Here is a 7,738-nt window from a genome sequence, read left to right as displayed (position 1 = left end):
TGCTCTACCGCCGCGTGCACCGACAAACTTCATCGGATCCACGTAGGCCGCGTTACTCCGCCCTGCCGGTGGCAGGGTGGTTCGCCGCCCTCGGAGACGGCGGGTTCACGCGGGGCTTCCCCAGAGTATTCAGCCCGGCGGGCGGGAGAGCCACTCCGGGAGGTCAACCCGTGGTCATCACACCCCACCCGCCCCCGGAAGGGCGATCACGGTGTGACCGGACCACTGCGAAGGGACCGGAAGCGCGTCCACCACCAGGGCCCGCAGATCCTCCAGCTCGACGGGGTCCACACGGCCGACGCCGTCGCGTTCGGCGAACAGGTGGGTGACCCATTCGTCGGCGAGCGTCCCGGTCAGGTCGGCGCCCGGCTCGGCCAGCACCATCGAGGCCCCGACACCGCCGGCGGCGATCACCTCCAGCAGCGCGAAGGGGTGGTCCACAGCGCCCGTCCGGAAGGTGCGGGATTCGAAGGTCAGCTCCGATTCGCCGCGAATCCGGTCCACCAGGGCCGCCACCGCGTCATAGCCCAGGGAAGCCCGCCCGGGGGCGGCGAAGGCGGTGTCGTCGCCGCGCAGGGCGCGGGTGCGGTGCGCGTAGGTGACCGGCCGCGCGGATTCGGAAGCGATCTCGGCGGCCACACCCGGATCGTCGAGGGCCAGCCAGTCGATGCCGGAGACCGCCATGGGCGTGCCGGTGGTGAGACCGACCTTCATATCCAGTCCGGCCGGGGGCAGCCGGTCGAGGGAGGCCAGCGGCACCGCGGCGGCACCGGCCTTGAGCACCGCCCAGGTGGCCACGGCCAGGTCGACACCGCGGTCCAGGCGCAGGCCCACGCCCGTGCCCGGCCCGCAGCCGCGCCCGATGAGGACGCGGGCCAGCCGGGAGGAGCGGGCGTCGAGGTCCTGGTAGGTGACGGATTCGTCGCCGTGGACCAGGGCCGGGCCGTCCGGGTCGTCCTCGACCGTGACCGACAGCGACTGCGGCAGCGCGGCGCCGTGGGCGGTGGTGGTGACCACCGGTACGGGGGCGGGCGCGGCCTGGACGCGGGAGCGTTCGGCCGAGTCCAGCAGATCGATATCGCCGACGGGCATGTGCGAGTCGGCGGCTACGGCGGCCAGCACCCGCAGCAGTCGCGCACCCAGCGCCTCGATGGTCGACTCGTCGAAAAGGTCGGTGGCGTAGGAGAAGACGACGGCCAGATCGCCGGGGGTGCCGTCGGCGGCGGGCGGGTGCGCCTCGACGCCGATCTGCAGATCGAACTTGGCGGCGGTCAGGTCGGCGTCCACGCCGGAGACGATCAGCCCCGGCAGTTCGAGTTCGGCGACCTCGTTGTTCTGCAGGGCCAGCACCACTTGCAGCAGCGGACCCGCGCCGGGCGCGACCGCCTCCGCCACCCGCTCGTAGGGCAGGTCCGCGTGCGCGAAGGCCGACAGATCGGTTTCGCGAGCCGCGGCGACCAGGTCGTCGAAGGAGGCGGCGGGGTCCACGGCGGTGCGCAGGGTGAGGGTGTTGACGAACATGCCGACCAAGCCGTCGAGCACCCGTTCGCCGCGGCCCGCGACCGCGGTGCCGATCACGATGTCCGAGCCGCCCGACTGCCGGGCCAGCAGCACGGCGAGGGCCGCGTGCACGACCATGAACAGCGACGCGTTGTGGCGGCGCGCGATGCGATTCAGTTCGGCGTGGATCTCGGCGGGCACCACGTAGTCGACCAGCGCGCCCCGCATGGACGGCGCGGCCGGGCGGGGCCGGTCCAGCGCCAGCGGCGGCCGCACCGGCAGGTCCGCGAGCTGTTCGCGCCAGTACGCCAATTGCGCTGCCGCGACGGAGTTCTCGTCGGTGTCGACGCCGATCATGGCGCGCTGCCAGAGCGCGAAATCGGCGTACTGCACCGGCAGCGGGGCCCAGCCGGGGGTTTCGCCCTCGGCGCGGGACAGGTAGGCGGTCATCAGGTCGCGGGCCAGCGGGGCGAAGGACGCGCCGTCGGCCGCGATGTGGTGGGCGACCAGGATCAGCAGGTAGTCGTCGGGCGCGTCACCGGCGAGCAGCCGCAGCCGCACCGGAACCTGCTGCGCCACATCGAATCCGGTGCCGACCAGCTGTTGCACGCACGCGCCGATATCGCCGGTGCGTTGCAGTTCGAGGCCGCCGGGTAGCGCCTCGGTGAGCGAGAGCACCTCCTGGTACGGCGCGCCGCCGGGCTCGGATTCCGGGTAGCGGGTGCGCAGGATCTCGTGCCGGGTCAGCACGTCCTCCGCCGCCAGGGTCAGCGCCTCGACATCGAGTGCGCCGGTGAGCCGGATGACCATGGGGATGTTGTAGGCCGCCGACTCCGGGTCGAGCTGGTTGAGCACCCACATGCGCTGCTGGGCCAGTGACAGCGGGATGCGGGCGGGCCGTTCCCCCGCCACCAGCGCGGGCCGGGTGCCCGCCGCCGCGCCCGGAACGATGCGGGCCGCCAGGCCGGAAACCGTTGGGGTCTCGAAGAGTTCGCGCACGGTGACGGTGCCCTCGAGGGCCTCGTTGACGCGGGAGACCGCGCGGGTGGCGATGAGCGAGTTGCCGCCGAGTTCGAAGAAGTCGTCGTCCGCGCCGACTCCGTCGACGCCGAGCAGGTCGGCGAAGACGCCCGCCACGATCTCCTCGATCGGGGTCGAGGGCGCGCGGAATCGGCGGGGCTGGATCAGCGGGGCGGGCAGCGCCCGGCGGTCCAGCTTGCCGGAGGCGTTGAGCGGGAAGGCTTCCATCACGGCGACCGCGGACGGCACCATGTAGGCCGGAAGCTGCTGCGCGACAGCCGTTTTCACCTCGGTCGGATCGACGTCGACGCCGGGTTCGCGAACCACGTAGCCGATCAGCTGGTCGCCGGTGACGGCATCGGACCGCACCACCACGACCGACTGCGCGACACCCGGCTGAGCCAGCAGCGCGGCTTCGATCTCCCCCAGTTCGATGCGCAGGCCGCGCAGTTTCACCTGGAAGTCGGTGCGGCCCAGGTATTCGATCTCCCCGTCGGCGGTCCACTTCACCAGGTCGCCGGTGCGGTACATGCGCTCACCGTGGCCGAAGGGGTCGGCGACGAAGCGGTCGGCGGTCAGGTCCGGGCGGGCGACATACCCGATGGCCAGCTGGTCTCCGGCCAGGTACAGCTCGCCCGCGACGCCGGGCGCGACCGGCCGCAACCGCGAATCCAGCACGTAGAGGCGGGTATTGAACACCGGCCGCCCGATCGGCACCGACACCGTGTCGGCGTCGGTCACCTCGTGATAGGTGACGTCGACCGCCGCCTCGGTCGGACCGTACAGGTTGTGTAGTCGCGCACCGGTGAGTTCCCGTAGCCGCTGCGCGGTGGGCGCGGGCAGCGCCTCGCCGGAGGCGAACACCTGACGGAGTCTGATTGCCCTCCGCTCCCCCGCTCCACTCGGTCCAGAACGAGCGCTCCGCCACCCCGCGCTTGCGCCGCGAACCACCTGGTCATTCTCGCCCAGCGACGATAGGAACACCGTCAGCATGGACGGCACGAAATGCGCCGTGGTGACGCCTTGTTCGGCGATCACCTCGGCCAGGTACATGGGGTCCCGGTGCCCGTCCGGCCGGGCGACAACCAGGCGCGCGCCGGTCTGCAACGGCCAGAAGAACTCCCACACCGACACGTCGAAGGTGGCCGGGGTCTTCTGCAGCACCACGTCGGCGTAGGTCAGCCGGTACTGCGCCTGCATCCAGACCAGGCGGTTGACGATCGCCGCGTGGCTCACCGCGACGCCCTTGGGGCGACCGGTCGACCCCGAGGTGAAGATGACGTAGGCGGGATGTGCGGGCCGCAGGGGCCGCACCCGGTCGAACTCGCCGATCGGTTCGGCCGAGCGGTGCCGCGCCCGTTCCTCGGCGTCCTCGACCAGCACGGTGGACATGCCGTCCCCGCCGTCGAATTCGTCGGCGCGGGTGGTGAGCACCAGGCGCGGACGGGCGGTGTCGAGAATGTGGGCGATGCGATCGTGCGGCTGTTCGGGATCCAGCGGCACGTAGGCCGCGCCCGCCTCGGCGATGGCGTACATGGCCACCACCAGTTCGGTGGAGCGCCGGATGGCCAGGGCGACCAGGGTTTCCGGTCCGACGCCGTACTCGTCCACCAGTTCGCGGGCGAGACGGCGGGCGCGCTGGGCGAGCTCGCGGTAGGTGAGGCGTTCGTGCTCGAACACGAGCGCCACGGCATCGGGGGTACTCGCCACCTGCGCCTCGAACATCGAGACCAGGGTCGGCGCACTGCCGCGCGGCAGGCCGACGGCCGCGACCACATCGCAGTCGGTGGCGTTCCAGTCGGTGAGGACCCGGCGCTGTTCCTCCTCCGACAGCAGGGCCAGGTCGCCGACCGGAGCGGTGGGGTCGCCGCCCACCAGCTCGAGCACGCGGGCGAACCGGCGCGCGAAGGAGGCGACGGCAGCCTCGTCGAACAGGTCCAGCGCGTAGGAGAATTCGGCCGCCATGCCGGTGCCGTCACCGTGTTCGTCGACTCGTTCCTGCACGGTCAGTTGCAGGTCGAATTTGGCGAACGGCACCTCGAGGTCCGCGCCGGAGACGGTCAGGCCGGGCAGGCGCAGGTCGGCGGGCGCCAGGTTCTGGAACGACAGCATGACCTGGAACAGCGGGTTGCGGGCCTGCGAGCGGGCCGGTTCGAGCAGATCCACCAGTCGTTCGAAGGGCACGTCGGCGTTGCCGAAGGCGCGCAGGTCGGATTCGCGGACCCGGCCCAGCAGTTCGGTGAAGCCGAGCGCCGGGTCGACGTCGGTGCGCAGCACCAGGGTGTTGACGAACATGCCGATGAGGTCGTCGAGTTCGGCGTCGCCACGGCCCGCGACCGGGGTGCCCACGGCGATGTCGCGGGTGCCGGACAGCCGGGCCAGCAGCACCGCGAGCGCCGCGTGCACGACCATGAAGGTGGTGCCGTTGTGGGCGCGGGCCAGTCGCCGCACGCCCGCGTACACGTCGTCGGCCAGCTCGAAGCGGAAGGTGCCGCCGCGATAGGACGCGACCGGCGGGCGCGGGCGGTCCGCGGGCAGCACCAGTTCGTCGGGCAGTTCGGCGAGGGTGTCGCGCCAGAACGCGAGCTGCCGTGCGATGGCCGAGTTCTCGTCGTCCTCGCTGCCGAGCACGGCCCGCTGCCAGAGCGTGTAGTCGGCGTACTGGACCGGCAGCGGCTGCCACCGCGGCGCGTCACCGGAGCTGCGGGAGACGTAGGCGGTCACCAGGTCCCGCACCAGCGGTCCCATGGAGAACCCGTCGGCGGCGATGTGATGGACCACGCAGACCAGGACGTGCTCGTCCGGTCCCAGCCGCAGTACGCGCAGTCGCAGGGGCGGTTCGGCGGTGACGTCGAAGCCGGTGCCGCCGAGTTCCATGACCCGCGCGGTCAGGTCGGCGAGGTCGATGTCGTCGATCGGAAGTGCCGGGATCGCACGGGAATCGGTGAGGGCCAGCACCTGCTGGTAGCCCTCGCCGTCGACCTCCGGGTAGACGGTGCGCAGCACTTCGTGCCGTTCCACCAGGTCCCGCGCGGCGGCGCGCATGGCGTCCAGGTCGAGCGCGCCGGACAGCCGGACCGCGAGCGGGACATTGTCGACCGCACTGGCGGGATCGAACCGGTTGAGGAACCACATGCGCTGCTGCGCGTAGGACAGCGGCACCCGGTCAGGGCGCGGCCCGGCGACCAGTGCGGGCGCGGCGTTCCCGGTGGTGAGTTGGTCCTCGACCAGCCGGGCCAGCGCGGACACCGTGGAGGCGTCGAAGAGCACCCGGACCGGCACCCGCGCGTCGAGCGCGTTCCCGATGCGGGCCACGGCCTGCGCGGCCAGCAGCGAATTGCCGCCGAGTTCGAAGAAGTCGTCGTCGGCGCCGACCCGCACCGGGTCCGCGCCGGGCGGGGTGAGCAGGCCCGAGAAGATCTCGGCGATGGCCTGTTCCGCGGGTGTGGCCGGGGCCCGGAAGACGCGGGCGGCGAAGACCGGTGCGGGCAGGCGGGCGCGGTCGACCTTGCCGACCGGGGTCAGCGGAATCTCGTCGAGGGCGACGATGGCCGCGGGAACCATGTAGGCGGGCAGCGATTCTCCCGCGAAGGCCGTCAGGGCCGCGACGTCCACGGTCGCGCCGGGGGTGGGGAGCACATAGGTGACGAGGGCGGCGGCGCCGGTCGGCAGGGTGGCGCCGAGGGTGACGGCGAAGTCGACGTCCGGGTGCGCGGTCACCGCGCTGTCGATCTCCCCGAGTTCGATGCGCAGGCCGCGGATCTTGACCTGGAAGTCGGTGCGGCCGTGGTGTTCGAAGGTCCCGTCCTCGCGGCGGCGGACCAGGTCGCCGGTGCGGTAGAGCCGTTGCCCGGGTTCGCCGTAGGGGCTCGCGACGAAGCGTTCCGAGGTCAGCCCGGGCCGGTTCAGGTAGCCCATGGCGAGCGCCTGACCCGCCAGATACAGCTCGCCGATCACGCCGGGCGGCACCGGCCGCAGGCCCGTGTCCAGCACGTACGCGCCGATGCCGGGGAGCAGCGACCCGATGTGGGTGCCGCCGCCGGGCTGCAGCGCGTCGGTGGCGGTGGCGATGGCGGTGACCTCGCTCGGGCCGTACTCGATGAAGAACTCGCGATCGGGGGTGACCCAGCGGTCCACCAGCGCGGACGGCACCCGCTCGCCACCGCACATGACGGCCTGCAGGTCCTGCGGCACCGCCGGGTCCAGCGATTCCAGCACGGCCGGGGTGATGCAGAGGTGGGTGATGCGTTCGCGGCGTAGCAGTTCGGTCAGTTCCGGGCCGCCGAACACGTGCGGCGGCACCACCACCAGGGTCGCGCCCGCGCTGAACGCCCACAGCAGTTCGACGATGGAGAAGTCGAAGCTGGGGGTGATGAGCTGGGTGAGCCGCGAATCCTCGGTGATGCCACGGTGCTCCCGGCGGCCGGCCAGCACGGCCAGGCCCGCGTGGTCGATGGCCACGCCTTTGGGCTTGCCGGTGGATCCGGAGGTGTAGATGACGTAGGCCAGGTGCTGTTCGGTCAGCGGGCGGGTGCGGTCGGCGTAGGAGATGGGGTGCGAGGGCCGGGCGGCGACGCGTTCGGCGCGGGCCGGATCGTCGAGTTCGACCCAGTAGGCGGCGGTTCCGAGACCGCGGCGGTGGGCGGCCACGGTGACACCGAATTTCGCGCCGGAGTCGGTGAGCATGTGCTCGATCCGGTCGGCCGGATAGGTCGGGTCCACCGGCAGGTAGGCCGCGCCGGTCTTCACGATGGCCCACACCGCGAGCACCGATTCCACCGAGCGTGCGATGGCCATGGCCACCACGTCGCCGGGACCCACACCCAGCGCGATCAGTTCGCGAGCGACCTGCGAGGACCGCTCGTCGAGTTCGCGGTAGGTGAGCTCGACCAGGTCTGCGGGATCTCCGGTGGGGTTGAAACTGACGGCGACAGCGGTGGCGGAGGATTCGACCGCGGCGGTGAGCAATTGGCCGAAGAACGGGCTGCCGGAACGGCGTCGCCGACTACCACGGGCTGATCTGCGGGCAGTTTCCATACAGTTGTTCACCTCACAGATACAGCAATCCACACGCGTCGAAGATCTTCGACCAGTCCGAGCCGACAGAGCCTGCGCAGCCGGACGAACCGGCACAGCATAGCCGCGCGCGGCAGGTCCGACCGCTCGAACTGGAAGGACTATCGATGGCAGCGACACGGCGTTGCATGATGTGATCTGC

Annotated in this window: 1 protein-coding gene; it reads right to left on the bottom strand. The window is 71.7% G+C overall.

The annotated features are described in order from the left end of the window. Positions 1 to 177 precede the first annotated feature (177 nt). Positions 178 to 7,557 carry an amino acid adenylation domain-containing protein gene (locus ABZ412_RS26470; protein WP_357285037.1) on the bottom strand — a complete coding sequence of 2,460 codons (7,380 nt, stop codon included), beginning with the start codon at positions 7,555 to 7,557 and terminating at the stop codon, positions 178 to 180. Positions 7,558 to 7,738: the final 181 nt, after the last annotated feature.

It is taken from the genome of Nocardia sp. NPDC005746, assembly GCF_040630785.1.
Taxonomy (GTDB): domain Bacteria; phylum Actinomycetota; class Actinomycetes; order Mycobacteriales; family Mycobacteriaceae; genus Nocardia.
The sequence above is the reverse complement of the archived record's forward strand: the minus strand, read 5'-3'. Positions and strand labels throughout refer to the sequence as shown.

Bases quoted from the DNA above. Each gene is read 5' to 3' on its own strand.
- ABZ412_RS26470 (WP_357285037.1), bottom strand. From the start codon at position 7,557: ATGGAAACTGCCCGCAGATCAGCCCGTGGTAGTCGGCGACGCCGTTCC.